We start from the raw sequence: 13531 nt of genomic DNA, 5'->3' as shown, positions 1-13531 counted from the left end.
TCCACGATCGCCTGCGATCAACTTACCTCGCGCGGACGACGAAAAGCCCGTCGCGCGCCGGGTTCCGGCGCGGGACGGGCCTTCCGGCATCCGGCTCAGCCGCCGGTCAGCATCTCCAGCAGGTCCTTGGCTGTGTCGCAGCGGTCGAAGAGCGACCCGACGTGCGCGCGGGTGCCCCGCTCCGGCTCCATCATCGGCACCCGGACCAGCGACTCCCGGCCCACGTCGAAGATGACCGAGTCCCAGCTCGCGGCCACCACCTCCGAGGCGTACTGGGCGAGGCAGCGACCGCGGAAGTAGGCCCGGGTGTCCTCCGGCGGCTCGGTCATCGCCGAGCGGGTCTGCTCGTCGGTCAGCAGGGTCTTCATCGAGCCCCGCTGGACCAGCCGGTGGTAGAGCCCTTTCTCCGGCCGCACGTCGGAGTACTGCAGGTCGACCAGCTGGAGCTTGTGCGAGCCCCAGCCGAGCTTCTCCCGCTCCCGATAGCCCTCCAGCAGCCGCAGCTTGGCCACCCAGTCCAGCTCGTCGGCACAGAGGAAGGCGTCGCGGCCGAGCCGGTCCAGCACGCTCTCCCAGCGGTCGAGGACGTCGACGGTCTGCGCGTCCACGTCGCTGCCGTAGCGGTCGTCCACGAAGGACCGGACCCGCTCCAGGTACGCCCACTGCACGTCCAGCGCGGTCAGCTTGCGGCCGTCGCGCAGCCGCATGAGGTGCTTGAGCCCCGGGTCGTGGCTGACCGCGCGCAGCTCGCTGACCGGGTCGGCGATGCCCAGGTCGGCGCCGAGCGCCTTCTCCTCGATCATGGTGAGGATCAGCGCCGTGGTGCCCACCTTGAGGTAGGTGGAGATTTCGGAGAGGTTGGCGTCGCCGATGATGACGTGCAGCCGGCGGTACTTGTCGGCGTCCGCGTGCGGCTCGTCGCGGGTGTTGATGATGGGCCGCTTGAGGGTGGTTTCCAGCCCCACCTCGACCTCGAAGAAGTCGGCGCGCTGGGAGATCTGGAAGCCGCTCTGGCCGCCGTCCTGGCCGATGCCGACCCGGCCGGCGCCGCAGACGATCTGCCGGGTGACGAAGAACGGCGTCAGGTACGCCACGATGTCGGCGAACGGGGTCTGCCGCCGCATCAGGTAGTTCTCGTGGGCGCCGTAGCTGGCGCCCTTGTTGTCGGTGTTGTTCTTGTAGAGGTGGATCGGGTGGGTGCCCGGGATGGTGGCGGCCCGCTTGGACGCCTCGGCCATCACCCGCTCCCCGGCCTTGTCCCAGCGCACCACGTCGAGGGGGTTGGTCACCTCGGGCGTGGAGTATTCGGGGTGCGCGTGGTCGACGTAGAGCCGGGCGCCGTTGGTGAGTATGACGTTGGCCAGCCCGAGATCCTCGTCGGCGAGCGCCTCGGCCGGGTCGTAGGCCGCCCCGGAGTAGGTGAAGCCGCGGGCGTCGCGCAGCGGCGACTCCTCCTCGTAGTCCCACCGGGCCCGGCCGCCGCGGTTGAGTTCCGGTCGTGCCCCGTAGGCGTTGACCACCTGGGAGGAGGTGACCATCGGGTTGGCTCCGGCCTGGCCGGGCACGGAGATGCCGTACTCGACCTCGGTGCCCATGATCCGTCTAACACTCATCGACCTGCCCGCTCCGCTCGCCGTCCCGGTCCCCCGTCAGGTCGAGCGTAGTCGCCGTCACGCGCGATGGGGGCTCGGCGGCGCGGGGCATCCGGTGTGGCGGCGCACGGCGCCGCCGGGCGCGGACGCGCGGAGGCCCGCGGCGCGGTGCGCCACGGGCCTCCGTCGTGCCGTCGGACTACAGGTACTGGCCGGTGTTGCTGGCGGTCTCGATGGACCGGCCGGCCTCGGCGCCCTTGCCGCCGGAGACGAGCGTGCGGATGTAGACGATCCGCTCGCCCTTCTTGCCGGAGATGCGGGCCCAGTCGTCGGGGTTGGTCGTGTTGGGCAGGTCCTCGTTCTCGCGGAACTCGTCGACGCAGGCGTCGAGGAGGTGCTGGAGCCGGAGCCCCTTGCGCCCGGAGGTGAGGAACTCCTTGATGGCCATCTTCTTGCCCCGGTCGACGATGTTCTGGATCATCGCGCCGGAGTTGAAGTCCTTGAAGTAGAGGACTTCCTTGTCGCCGTTGGCGTAGGTGACCTCGAGGAAACGGTTCTCCTCGGTCTCCGAGTACATCCGCAGCACGACCGCGTCGATCATCGCCGCGACGGTGGCCTGCGGGTCGCCGCCGTGCTCGGCCAGGTCGTCGGCGTGCAGCGGCAGGCCGGACAGGATGTACTTGGAGAAGATGTCCTTCGCCGCCTCGGCGTCCGGCCGCTCGATCTTGATCTTGACGTCGAGCCGGCCGGGGCGCAGGATCGCCGGGTCGATCATGTCTTCCCGGTTGGAGGCGCCGATGACGATGACGTTCTCCAGGCCCTCCACGCCGTCGATCTCGCTGAGCAGCTGCGGGACGATGGTGTTCTCCACGTCGGAGGAGACGCCGGAGCCGCGGGTGCGGAAGACCGAGTCCATCTCGTCGAAGAACACGATCACCGGGGTGCCCTCGCCGGCCTTCTCCCGCGCCCGCTGGAAGATCAGCCGGATGTGCCGCTCGGTCTCGCCGACGTACTTGTTGAGCAGCTCCGGGCCCTTGATGTTGAGGAAGAAGCTGGTGTGCCTCTCCTTGCCCTCCCGCTCGGCGATCTTCTTGGCCAGGGAGTTGGCCACCGCCTTGGCGATCAGCGTCTTGCCGCAGCCGGGCGGGCCGTAGAGCAGGATGCCCTTCGGCGGCCGGAGCTGGTGCTCGCGGAACAGGTCGGCGTGCAGGAAGGGCAGCTCGACCGCGTCGCGGATCTGCTCGATCTGGGAGTGCAGGCCACCGATGTCGGTGTAGTCGACGTCGGGCACCTCCTCCAGGACGAGCTCCTCGACCTCGCTCTTCGGGATCCGCTCGTACGCGTACGCCGAGCGGGGCTCGATCATGAGCGAGTCGCCGGCCCGGATCGGCGAACCGATCAGGGTCTCCGCGAGGTGCACGATCCGCTCCTCGTCGGAGTGGGAGACCACCAGGGCCCGGTCGCCCGGGGCGCCGTCGGGACCCGCGAGGATCTCCTTGAGCATCACGACCTCGCCGACCCGCTCGTAGCCGAACGCGTCGACGATGTTGAGCGCGTCGTTGAGCAAGACCTCCTGGCCGCGGCGCAGCTCGTCGACCTCCAGCGAGGGCGAGACGGCCACGCGGAGCTTCCGCCCGCCGGTGAACACGTCCACCGTGCCGTCGTCGTGCTTCGCCAGGAAGACGCCGTAGCCGCTCGGCGGCTGGGCGAGGCGGTCGATCTCCTCCTTGAGCGTCACGATCTGCGCGCGAGCCTCCTTGAGGGTGCTCACGAGCCGTTCGTTGTTCTCGGTCAGCCGCGCCAACTGGGCCTGGGTGGCCGCCAGCCGCTCTTCGAGCTGCCGGACGTGTCGGGGGCTTTCGGTCAACTTGCGCCGCACCAGAGCGAGTTCCTCTTGAAGGAACGCGACCTGCGTGGAGAGATCGTGGGCCTCCTTCTCCCACCGTGCGGCGCGCGAGTCCGCGTCGTCGCTGCGTGCCACGTCCCACCTCCCCGGGGGGCTTGAACGTTCTGAGCTAACACTAGCCGCTATGAGCCCGATTCGGTCCTCCGCAACGCGCTCGTCACCGAAGCTTGATCGCCAAGGGCTGGTCGACGGGCGGGTACGGGCGTTCGGGTACCGTCGGAGCGTGGGACGGGAGAACATGGGGGGTGCTTCGTGACCGACGTCGCGACGGACCAGCTGCAGGTCTGGGTGGATCAGGACCTGTGCACGGGTGACGGGCTGTGCGTCCAGTACGCGCCGGAGGTCTTCGAGTTCGACGTCGACGGCCTGGCGTACGTCAAGGGCCCCGACGGCGAGCTGCGGCTGGCCCCGGGCGCCCGGGTGGACGTGCCGGAGCACCTGCGCCTCGAGGTGATCGACTCGGCGAAGGAGTGCCCGGGCGAGTGCATCCACGTGGTGCGCGCCGGCGACGGCGCCGAGGTGGCCGGCCCGGAGGCCGAGGACTGACCTGACGGACACCGAGGGCCGGGGACCTGTGTTCCCGGCCCGCGGCGTCTCCTACAGCATCGGGCGGCCGACGACCGAGGCGACCAGCCGGGCGAACTCCTCCAGCCGGGCGATCTGCCCGGCGCCGCCGTCGTCGAGGGTCTTGCCGAAGCGCAGCGCGTCGTGCCGGGGAGCGCCGGCCATCTCGTCGCTGGGCGGCGCCTCGTCCAGCGAGCTGAGCAGCAGGTAGACGTCGATGCTGTCGACCCGGACCTCACCGTTGTCGGCGCGCGTGAGCCGCCGGCGGCAGCCCACCTCGGTGACCGTGGAGACCGGCACCACCCGCAGCGAGGAGGTCATCGAGCCGGGCGGCCCCTCCCCCGGCGGGACGTCCTCGCCGTGCCAGAGCACCAGCCGGCTGCCGTCGCAGACGACGACCTCCTGCCACACCCCGTTCACCTCGTTGACGAAGCGTTCCAGGGTGAAGCCGAGCACGGAGGCGCCGCGCAGCACCCCGCCGAGGGCGTCCAGAGCGATGTCGGGGTCGCGCAGGTAGGCCCGGGCGGCCGACTCCAGGTCGGCGTAGGGCGACCAGTCGGGGAAGACGGCGGGCAGGTCGCCGTTGCCGTAGCCCGGGCTGCTCATGCCGCCGCCTCCCGGCCCGCGAGCCGCCGCCACCGGTCCGGCCCGCCGGGACGGGCGCGGCGACCGCCGCGTGCCCCGATCCGCTCGCTCATGCCACCGTCTCCACCCGCTCGGTGTCCTCCCCGCCGCGACCCATGATCCGCCCGCTCATACCCGTGCGCGCCGCGGGGTCACGCCCCGTCCGGCTCCTCCGCCTCGACGGCCGTCTGCCGGGCCGCCTCGGCCGCGCGCAGCGCGTCCCGGCGCTGGGCGTACGCCTCGGCGCCCTTGCTGGGCTTGCGGCGCCGCGGCGGGGCGGTGACCCCGGGGGCGAGCTTGCGCGCGGAGACCAGGAAGGCGGTGTGCGCGATCATGCGGTGGTCGGGCCGCACGGCGAGCCCCTCGGCGTGCCAGTCGCGGACCAGCGACTCCCAGGCACGCGGCTCGGTCCAGCCGCCCCGCTCGCGCAGCGCCTCGACCAGCTCGGAGAGCTGCGGCGTGGTGGCCACGTAGCCGATCAGCACGCCGCCGGGAACGAGGGACCGCTCGACCATGTCGAGCATCTCCCAGGGGGTGAGCATGTCCAGGATGATCCGGTCGAAACCGGTCTCGGTGCACTCGGCGACGTCCCCGACGTGCAGCCGCCAGGCGGGGTGCGGGCCGTTGAAGAACGCCTCGACGTTGCGCCGGGCGATCTGGGCGAAGTCGTCGCGCAGCTCGAAGGAGTGCAGCTCACCCTCGGTGCCGACGGCCCGCAGCAGCGAGCAGGAGAGCGCACCGGAGCCGGCGCCGGCCTCCAGGACCTTCGCGCCGGGGAAGATGTCGCCCATGGCGACGATCTGCGCCGAGTCCTTCGGGTAGATCACCTGGGCGCCGCGCGGCATGGAGAGCACGTAGTCGGACAGCAGCGGCCGCAGCGCCAGGAACGCGGTGCCGCCGCCGGCGGTGGTGACGACGCTGCCGTCGGGGAGGCCGATCAGCGTGTCGTGCTTGAGGATCCCCCGGTGGGTGTGGAACTCCTTGCCGGGCTCCAGCGTCACGGTGTGCATCCGGCCCTTCGGGTCGGTCAGCTGGACCCGGTCGCCGGGGCGGAACGGCCCCCGGTCTACGGGGGGCAGCGCCGGGACGGTGGAGGTATCTGCGGTCACGTGTTCGTCTTCCGTTTGGGTTCCAGGAGCTGGGCGAGATCCGCGATGTGCAGGACGCCGACCACATCTTCGCCTGCCGTCACGACGTACTGTGCGCCCGGGTGGGTGCGTACGGCCTCCAGCACCCGCTCCCCGTCCGCGCCGACCGGCAGCGCGGGCACGGTGTCCAGGCCGCGGGCCACCGCGTCCACCGCCAGCCACGGCCGCCGTTCCGGGGGTACGGCGGCGGCCCGGGCCGGGTCGACCAGGGCCACCGGACGGCCGGCGGAGTCGACCACGGTGAGCGCGGCGTCGGGGGTGGCGCCCTCGGCGCGGCGGCGCTGAGCCTCGGCGAGCGGGGTGCCGGTGGGCACCGGCAGCACCGGGCGGGCCAGCCGGGCCAGGTCCACCAGCGGCAGCCGGCGGCCGATCCGGGCCATCCGGATGGACTGGCCGGCGCCCCGCCACAGGGTCACCGCGACCAGCAGCATCAGCGGCAGGGCGAGCGGGGCGAGCGCCCGGCGCAGGGTGAGCAGCACGACCAGGGCCAGGGTGGCGACCGCCACGGCGCGGCCGATCCAGCCGGCCACCTCGGTGCCGCGGTGGCGGTCCCGGGTGAGCGCCCAGACCGCGGCGCGCAGCGCCCGGCCCCCGTCCAGCGGCAGCCCGGGCAGGCTGTTGAAGACGGCGACCACCACGTTGCTGACCGCGAGCTGGAAGGCGAACTGGTGGGCGAGGGTGCCCGCGGGCAGGGCCAGGGTGGCGGCGACCGCCCCGGCGCCGAGCACCGCGGACACCGCCGGGCCGGCCAGGGAGACCAGCAGGTCGACCTTGGGGCTGGGGGCGTCCCGGTCCATCTCGGTGTAGCCGCCGAGCAGCTCGAGGGTGATCCCGCGCACACCGATGCCGTAGCGGCGGGCGGTCAGCGCGTGCCCCAGCTCGTGCAGCAGCACCGAGCCGAGCAGGGAGACCACGAAGCCGAGGCCGACCAGGTAGCCACCGAGGTGGCCGAGGTCGAGCTGGCGGCGGGCCAGCGCGGCGTAGAGCACCGTCACGACCACGGTGAGCAGCAGCATCGAGGCGTCGACGCGCAGCGGCACCCCGAAGACCCGGCCGAGGGTCAGCCCGGGCCGGCGCGACGGGCGGGTCCGCTGCTCCACCGGGTCGATGCTACGCGTGGCCGATCATGCACCGGTGCGGCGACGGCCGCCCTGTCACACCGGTGCCCTAACCTTCCGGGCATGACGGCGGAACCGGTGATCGACACGCAGCGTCCGACGGCCTCGGAGGCGCCGCCCACGGTGCGGGCGTCGCTGTCGCCGTCGCGGGCGGCCGACTTCAAGACCTGCCCGCTGCTCTACCGGTTCCGCAGCATCGACCGGCTGCCCGAGCGGCCCACCGTCGAGCAGGTCCGGGGCACGCTGGTGCACGCCGTGCTGGAGCGGCTGTTCGACCTGCCGGCGGCGGCCCGCACCCCGGAGTCGGCCGGCGACCTGGTCGCCCCGCAGTGGAACCGGCTGGTCACCGAGCAGCCGGAGCTGGCGACGCTGTTCGCCGAGGGCGACACGGCCGCGGTGGACGGCTTCCTCCGTTCGGCGGCGGCGCTGCTGGAGGGCTACTTCACGGTGGAGGACCCGCGCCGGCTGGAGCCGGCCGAGCGGGAGGCGCTGATCTCCGCGGTGGTCGACGACGAGCTGCTCATCCGGGGCTACCTCGACCGGCTGGACGTGGCACCGGACGGCGCGCTACGGGTGGTCGACTACAAGACCGGCGGCGCCCCCCGGGAGGCGTTCGAGGCGCGGGCGCTGTTCCAGCTGAAGTTCTACGCCCTGGTGCTGTGGCGCACCCGGGGGGTGGTGCCGCGGGTGCTGCGGCTGCTCTACCTCAAGGACGCCGAGGTGTGCGACTACTCCCCCGACGCCGAGGAGCTGCTGCGCTTCGAGCGCACCGTGGTGGCGCTCTGGCAGGCGATCGAGCAGGCCACCGCGCGGCAGGACTTCCGGCCCCGGCCGAGCCGGCTCTGCGACTGGTGCAGCCACCAGGCGCTGTGCCCGAGCTTCGGCGGCACCCCGCCGCCGTTCCCGGTGGCCGGCCCGGCCGACCCGCTCACCGACGCCCGGTCCCGCCCGGCCGCCCCCGGCGCGGACGAGTGACGCTCCTCCTCACGGAGGAGGCCGGGTTCGGCATCGGCGACGAGGGCCGGCGCCGGGCGGCGGCTAGCGTCAAAGCATGACCAACCGGCTGCGCGCGTGGGCGCGCGACCGCCCGCTGGCCGTGGACGCCGCCGCGGCCGTCGCGCTGGCGCTGGTGGACGCGGCGTTCCTGCTGCTGACCCCGCGGGAGCTGCGGCCGGAGCAGCTCTGGGCGGCGCTCGGCTGGAGCGTGCTCTGCGCCGCCCCGGTTGCGGCCCGCCGGGTGGCCCCCTGGCCGGCGGTCGGCGCGGCGGTCGCCACGCTGGCCGTGCCGGCGCTGTTCGAGCTGGCGCCCACCACCCAGGGGCTGACCTTCGTGGTGCTCACCTACACCATGGCGGCGCACCGGCCGCTGCGCCCGGCCACCCTGGCCGCGCTGCTGCTCTGGGTGCCGGTGGTGCTGGCGAACCTGGTCGCGCCGGTGGACAACGTGCTCGACATGGGCCCCGGCGTGCTGGTGCTCAACAACCTGCTCACCGCCTCGGTGGCGTACGCGGTGGGCCGGGCGGTGCAGGCCCGCCGGCAGTCCACCCGGATGCTGCGGGAGCGGGCCCGGATCGCCGAGGCCACCCAGCGGTCGCTGACCGAGCAGGCGGTCGCCGACGAGCGGCGCCGCATCGCCCGGGAACTGCACGACGTGGTGGCCCACCATGTCAGCGTGATGGGCGTGCTGGCCACCGGGGCGCGCCGGGTGCTGCGCCGGGACCCGGACGCGGCGGACGAGGCGATGGCCACGGTCGAGGAGACGGGCCGGGCCACCCTGCGGGAGCTGCGCCGGCTGCTGGACGTGCTGCGCACCGACGCGGAGCCGGCCGCGGAGCTGACCCCGCAGCCGGGGCTGACCGGCATCGAGGCCCTGGTCGAGCAGGTCCGCGACGCCGGGCTGCCGGTCACGCTGCGGGTCGACGGCACGCCCGGGCCGATGGAGGACGGGGTGGCGCTGACCGTCTACCGGATCGTGCAGGAGGCGCTGACCAACGCCCTCAAGCACGCCGGCCGGGCCACCGCGCTGGTCCGGCTCACCGTGACCGACGGCTTCCTGGCGGTGGAGGTCACCGACACCGGGCGCGGCCCGACCCCGGCGGCCGACCGGATCGGGCACGGGCTGGTCGGCATGCGGGAACGCGTCGCCCTCTACGGTGGGGTCCTGCGGACCGGTCCGCGGCCGGGCGGCGGCTTCCGGGTGTACGCGCGGATCCCGCTGGAGTCGGCCGGGGCGGTCCCGGCGTGACCGGCACCGGGCCGAACGAGGGAGACCGATGACCGACAGCACCGCCGGCCGACCGGTGCGGATCCTGCTCGCCGACGACCAGCCGCTGCTGCGTACCGGCTTCCGGATGGTGCTGGGCATCGAGGACGACCTGGACATCGTGGCCGAGGCCGGCGACGGGGTGGAGGCCGTGGAGCTGTCCCGGCGGCTGCTGCCGGACGTGGTGCTGATGGACATCCGGATGCCGCGGATGGACGGGGTGGCCGCCACCCGGGCGATCGTGGACGCCCGCCTGCCGGTGCGGGTGCTGATCCTCACCACCTTCGACCTGGACGAGTACGTGGTCGGCGCGCTGCGCGCCGGGGCCAGCGGCTTCCTGGCCAAGGACGTGCCGGCCGAGGACCTGGTCACCGCGATCCGGACGGTGGCCGCCGGGGAGGCCGTGGTGGCGCCGCGGATCCTGCGCCGGCTGCTGGACCGCTTCGCCGACGCGCTGCCCGACCCGGCGGCCACCCCGCCGAAGGCGTTGAAGGCGCTGACCGAGCGGGAGCGGGAGGTGCTCGTGCAGATGGCGCGCGGGTTGTCCAACGCCGAGATCGCCCGGGAGCTGTCGGTGAGCGAGACCACCGTGAAGACCCACGTCGGGCACGTGCTGACCAAGCTGGGGCTGCGCGACCGGGTCCAGGCGGTGGTGCTGGCGTACGAGACCGGGCTGGTCCGACCGGGCGGGTGACGTGGCACCGGTCACCTACCGTGACCATCGACGGCGCGGCGGGGTTGACCATGACGCGACGTGAGGTCCTAACGTCGGCGGCGCCGGCCGGTCAGGGATGACCCTGAGCCGGCCTCGGGGGTGACCCCAACGGAAATTTCGGCGAGGGTTCCGCCCCGGGGCGGACGGATCCGCGCCCGGCGCCACGGAGGATGGGAACTGGCGCACCGACCAGCGGGGGCGGTGCGGATCAGCAGGCTGACGGAAGAGGTAGATGACGTGACCGCGACGGTAGGGCAGCAGGCGCAGGCCGCGGCCCGGGCCAGCGACGTGTGGAAGGTGTACGGCAGCGGCGAGGCGCAGGTCGTCGCGCTGCGGGGGGTGAGCGCCGAGTTCGAGCGGGGCCGGTTCACGGCGATCATGGGCCCGTCCGGCTCGGGCAAGTCGACGCTGATGCACTGCCTGGCGGGCCTGGACTCGGTGACCCGGGGCACCGTCATGATCGGTGACACCACGGTGACGGGGCTGGGCGACGCCGGCCTGACGAAGCTGCGCCGCGACAAGGTGGGCTTCATCTTCCAGCAGTTCAACCTGCTGCCCACGCTCACCGCGCAGGAGAACATCCTGCTGCCCCTGTCGATCGCCGGCCGCAAGCCCGACCCGGCCTGGTACGACACGGTGATCGACACGGTCGGCCTGCGGGAGCGGCTCGGGCACCGCCCGGCCCAGCTCTCCGGCGGCCAGCAGCAGCGGGTGGCGTGCGCCCGGGCCCTGGTCGCCCGCCCCGAGGTGATCTTCGCCGACGAGCCGACCGGCAACCTGGACTCCCGCTCCGGCGCCGAGGTGCTCAACTTCCTGCGCAACTCGGTGCGCGAGCACGGCCAGACCATCGTCATGGTCACCCACGACCCGACCGCCGCCGCGTACGCCGACCGGGTGGTCTTCCTGGCCGACGGCGAGATCGTCTCCGAGCTGATCGAGCCGACCGCCGACACGGTGCTCGACACCATGAAGAAGCTCGACGCGCCGGCCGAGGTGGGCAACTGATGTTCCGGGCCACTCTGAAGAGCCTGCTGGCGCGCAAGCTGCGCCTGCTGCTGTCCGGCCTGGCGGTGGTGCTCGGCGTCATGTTCGTCTCCGGCGCGTTCGTGCTCACCGACACCCTCGGCCGCTCCTTCGACGCGGTCTTCTCCGACGCGTTCTCCGAGGTCGACGTCAACGTGGCCGCGAAGCCGAAGGTCTCCCTCTCCGAGGTCGAGGGCGAGCAGGTGGCCGCCCCGGTGCCCGCGTCGGTCGTCGACCGGGTCAAGGCGGTGCCGGGCGTGACCGACGTCCGCGGCGTGGTCAACGCCGACGGGGCCCGGCTGATCGGCAGCAACGGCAAGGTGGTCACCTCGTTCGGCCCGCCGCAGCTCGGCGAGAACTGGCTCGGCGAGGGCGACCTGGTGAAGCTGCGCGAGGGGCGCGCGCCGCAGGCCGACGACGAGATCGTGGTCAACGTCGCGCTGGCCGAGGCCGCCAAGGTGAAGGTCGGTGACCGGGTCGGCGTGCTGACCCTGGCGCCGAAGAAGGAGTTCACCCTGGTCGGCGTCTTCGGCTACAGCGGCGGCCGGGACTCCGTCGGCGGGGTCAACGAGGTCGCCTTCACCACCCCGGTCGCCCAGCAGCTGATGCTCGGCAAGCCCGACGTGTTCTCCAACGTGACCGCGCAGGCCGCCGGCGGCACCACGCCCGAGGCGCTGCGGGACGAGGTGGCCCGCGCCCTCGGCGCGGACTACGAGGTCAAGACCGGCAAGCAGCTCGCGGACGACGCGTCGGCCGGCCTGAAGGAGGGCCTGTCCTTCTTCAACAAGATCCTCCTCGGCTTCGCCGCGGTGGCGCTGCTGGTCGGCACCTTCCTGATCCTCAACACCTTCTCGATCATCGTCGCCCAGCGCACCCGCGAGCTGGCGCTCATGCGGGCCATCGGCGCGAGCGGGCGGCAGATCATCGGCTCGGTGGTGCTGGAGGCCCTGGCGGTCGGTCTGATCGCCTCGGTGCTCGGCCTCGCCGCCGGCATCGGGGTCGGCGCGCTGCTGGCGTACCTGTTCGGCAAGCTCGCCGGCGGGCTCACCCTGGCCGGTCTGGGCGTGCCGCCGGCGGCGGTGATCGGCGCCTTCGCGGTGGGCCTGGTGATCACGGTGGTGGCGGCGCTGCTGCCCGCGCTGCGCGCCTCGCGCATCCCGCCGATCGCCGCCATGCAGGACGTGGCCACGCCGGACCGGCCGCTGACCAAGGTGACCGTCGGCGGGTCGGTGGTCACCGCGATCGGCGCGGGCCTGCTCTTCCTCGGGCTCGGCAACCACGCCGGCGACAACACCCTCGCCACCATCCTCGGTGGTGTGCTGTTCGCCTTCATCGGCGTGGCGCTGCTGACCCCGCTGATCAGCCGGCCGGTCGTCGCCCTGCTGGGCACGATCTTCGCCTGGTCGGTGCCGGGCAAGCTGGGCCGGCTGAACTCCGGCCGCAACCCCCGCCGCACGGCGATCACGGCGGCCGCGCTGATGGTCGGCATCGCCCTGGTGACCGGGGTGACGGTGATCCTCGACTCGGCCAAGGGCAGCATCAGCGCCCTGGCGGAGGACACCATCAAGGCGGAGCTGGTGATCTCCGGCGCCCAGTCCGGCCCGCGGCCGCCGAGCTTCGACCCGGCGGTGCTGGAGAAGGCCGCCGCCATCCCCGGGGTGCAGCTGGTCGACGGCGAGTACGGCGACATGGCCACGCTGAACGGCCAGCGGACCTGGGTGGCCGCGTCCAGCGACGTGGCCGCGCTGGAGCGGATCTTCGGGGCGAAGGCGACCGTCGGTGACATCAGCCGGCTCAACCCGGACCAGATGCTGCTCAGCTCGGACACCGCGAAGTCCCGCAACCTGTCGGTCGGCTCGACGGTGAGCGTGCAGCTGTCGCGGGGCGAGGCCCGCACCTACACGGTCAGCGGCATCTACGAGAGCTCGCAGCTGACCAACCCGGTGGTGCTGCCGCCGCAGGCGGCCACCGACTTCGCCATCCCGCAGCCCATCCAGGGCTTCGTGCAGCTCGCCCCGGGCACCTCGGTCGCCGCGGTGCAGCCGCAGATCGAGGGGCTGCTCGCGGACAGCCCCGAGGTGTCGGTGGCGGACCGGGCCGCGTTCATCAAGCAGCAGACCAGCCAGCTGGACACCCCGCTGCGGATGATCCAGATCCTGCTGGCGCTGGCCATCGTGATCGCGGTGCTGGGCATCATCAACACCCTCGCCCTGTCGGTGCTGGAGCGCACCCGGGAGCTGGGCCTGCTGCGGGCGATCGGCCTGCGCCGGGCACAGACCATGCGGATGATCACCGTGGAGGCGGTGGTGATCTCGATCTTCGGCGCGCTGCTCGGCGTCGTGGTCGGCACCGGCCTCGGCGCGGCCGTGGTCCGGGCGCTCAAGGACGAGGGCATCACCGACCTGGTCCTGCCCTGGAGCCAGATGGTGACCTTCCTGGTCCTGGCCGCGATCATCGGCGTGGTGGCCGCGGTGCTGCCCGCCATCCGGGCGGCGCGGATCAACGTGCTGGGCGCCATCGCCCACGACTGACCCCGGCACGCGCGCGACGGCCCCCGCCACCGGAGTGTGGCGGGGGC

Annotated in this window: 11 protein-coding genes; 6 read left to right on the top strand and 5 right to left on the bottom strand. The window is 73.0% G+C overall.

Going from position 1 to position 13531, the window contains the following annotated elements:
- Positions 1 to 95 precede the first annotated feature (95 nt).
- Together dop and arc are read right to left on the bottom strand one after the other, a co-directional pair.
- Positions 96 to 1613 carry a depupylase/deamidase Dop gene (gene dop, locus AB0F68_RS14060; RefSeq protein ID WP_357336724.1) on the bottom strand — a complete coding sequence of 506 codons (1518 nt, stop codon included), beginning with the start codon at positions 1611 to 1613 and terminating at the stop codon, positions 96 to 98.
- A gap of 178 nt (positions 1614 to 1791) precedes the next feature.
- Positions 1792 to 3573, bottom strand: coding sequence for a proteasome ATPase (gene arc, locus AB0F68_RS14055; RefSeq protein WP_313721479.1), 1782 nt, complete (start codon positions 3571 to 3573; stop codon positions 1792 to 1794).
- 177 nt (positions 3574 to 3750) lie between these two features.
- Here arc and AB0F68_RS14050 point away from each other — a divergent pair, with 177 nt between their 5' ends.
- A complete protein-coding gene (locus AB0F68_RS14050; RefSeq protein ID WP_357336720.1) occupies positions 3751 to 4044 on the top strand; it encodes a ferredoxin in 294 nt (97 codons plus the stop codon).
- A gap of 51 nt (positions 4045 to 4095) precedes the next feature.
- On the opposite strand, the gene AB0F68_RS14045 is transcribed toward AB0F68_RS14050, so the two are convergent.
- The 3 genes from AB0F68_RS14045 to AB0F68_RS14035 all read right to left on the bottom strand — a co-directional run bounded on the left by AB0F68_RS14045 (position 4096) and on the right by AB0F68_RS14035 (position 6850).
- Complete coding sequence (locus AB0F68_RS14045; RefSeq protein WP_357336717.1) at positions 4096 to 4668, bottom strand: hypothetical protein; 573 nt, start codon at positions 4666 to 4668, stop codon at positions 4096 to 4098.
- 170 nt (positions 4669 to 4838) lie between these two features.
- The gene (locus tag AB0F68_RS14040) at positions 4839 to 5795 is read right to left on the bottom strand and encodes a tRNA (adenine-N1)-methyltransferase (RefSeq protein WP_357336715.1); all 957 of its coding nucleotides are present in this window, start codon (positions 5793 to 5795) and stop codon (positions 4839 to 4841) included.
- The gene (locus tag AB0F68_RS14035) at positions 5792 to 6850 is read right to left on the bottom strand and encodes a M50 family metallopeptidase (protein ID WP_357336995.1); all 1059 of its coding nucleotides are present in this window, start codon (positions 6848 to 6850) and stop codon (positions 5792 to 5794) included. Before AB0F68_RS14035 ends, AB0F68_RS14040 begins: the two co-directional genes overlap by 4 nt.
- Positions 6851 to 7015: 165 nt before the next feature.
- Here AB0F68_RS14035 and AB0F68_RS14030 point away from each other — a divergent pair, with 165 nt between their 5' ends.
- From AB0F68_RS14030 to AB0F68_RS14010, 5 genes are all read left to right on the top strand, one after another.
- Positions 7016 to 7927, top strand: coding sequence for a PD-(D/E)XK nuclease family protein (locus AB0F68_RS14030; protein WP_357336712.1), 912 nt, complete (start codon positions 7016 to 7018; stop codon positions 7925 to 7927).
- A gap of 76 nt (positions 7928 to 8003) precedes the next feature.
- Entirely contained in the window at positions 8004 to 9197 is a 1194-nt protein-coding gene (locus AB0F68_RS14025; RefSeq protein ID WP_357336710.1) for a sensor histidine kinase, read from the top strand.
- 28 nt (positions 9198 to 9225) lie between these two features.
- Positions 9226 to 9909: a response regulator transcription factor gene (locus AB0F68_RS14020; RefSeq protein WP_357336705.1), complete on the top strand. Its 684-nt coding sequence runs from the start codon at positions 9226 to 9228 to the stop codon at positions 9907 to 9909.
- Between the two features lie 258 nt (positions 9910 to 10167).
- Positions 10168 to 10935 carry an ABC transporter ATP-binding protein gene (locus tag AB0F68_RS14015; protein WP_357336703.1) on the top strand — a complete coding sequence of 256 codons (768 nt, stop codon included), beginning with the start codon at positions 10168 to 10170 and terminating at the stop codon, positions 10933 to 10935.
- The gene (locus tag AB0F68_RS14010; protein WP_357336701.1) at positions 10935 to 13484 is read left to right on the top strand and encodes an FtsX-like permease family protein; all 2550 of its coding nucleotides are present in this window, start codon (positions 10935 to 10937) and stop codon (positions 13482 to 13484) included. Before AB0F68_RS14015 ends, AB0F68_RS14010 begins: the two co-directional genes overlap by 1 nt.
- The last annotated feature ends 47 nt before the right edge of the window (positions 13485 to 13531 follow it).

The organism is Micromonospora sp. NPDC023966, assembly GCF_040639095.1.
GTDB lineage: Bacteria > Actinomycetota > Actinomycetes > Mycobacteriales > Micromonosporaceae > Micromonospora.
This window is presented reverse-complemented; position numbering and strand designations above follow the sequence as displayed.

Bases quoted from the DNA above. Each gene is read 5' to 3' on its own strand.
- dop (WP_357336724.1), bottom strand. From the start codon at position 1,613: ATGAGTGTTAGACGGATCATGGGCACCGAGGTCGAGTACGGCATCTCC.
- AB0F68_RS14045 (WP_357336717.1), bottom strand. From the start codon at position 4,668: ATGAGCAGCCCGGGCTACGGCAACGGCGACCTGCCCGCCGTCTTCCCC.
- AB0F68_RS14035 (WP_357336995.1), bottom strand. From the start codon at position 6,850: ATGCTGCTGCTCACCGTGGTCGTGACGGTGCTCTACGCCGCGCTGGCC.
- AB0F68_RS14030 (WP_357336712.1), top strand. From the start codon at position 7,016: ATGACGGCGGAACCGGTGATCGACACGCAGCGTCCGACGGCCTCGGAG.
- AB0F68_RS14025 (WP_357336710.1), top strand. From the start codon at position 8,004: ATGACCAACCGGCTGCGCGCGTGGGCGCGCGACCGCCCGCTGGCCGTG.
- AB0F68_RS14020 (WP_357336705.1), top strand. From the start codon at position 9,226: ATGACCGACAGCACCGCCGGCCGACCGGTGCGGATCCTGCTCGCCGAC.
- AB0F68_RS14010 (WP_357336701.1), top strand. From the start codon at position 10,935: ATGTTCCGGGCCACTCTGAAGAGCCTGCTGGCGCGCAAGCTGCGCCTG.